The 291-nt window shown below is 62.2% G+C and carries 1 pseudogene; it reads right to left on the reverse strand.

Annotated elements, in window-relative coordinates:
• Nucleotides 1-291: pseudogene (locus AC0IW9_RS30570) on the reverse strand (hypothetical protein); the annotation flags it as partial.

A 291-nucleotide genomic window follows, 5' to 3' on the forward strand; every position in this document is an offset into this window, starting at 1 on the left:
GCGCAGGGCAATTTCCGCGACGCGGCGACCACGGCGTTCTTCGAGGTTGGCCAGCTCACGGTTGGCGACCAGAATCAGGCGTTCGTCTTCACCTTGCGGCAAGGCGTCTTGCGCGCCGAGTGCGAGGGCTTCGGTGATGGCGTCGGGGTCGTTGTCAGCGGTGAGCTGAATCAGCGGAATATCTTTGGCCTGGCGGCGAATCGCATTGATCGCTTCGCTAGGGTCGAGGTTTTCACTGCTCGGCGCGGCAATCAGTAGATCCCAGCTTTGCTGGAGTGCGGTAGCCAGGTC

The organism is Belnapia sp. AC561, assembly GCF_979252845.1.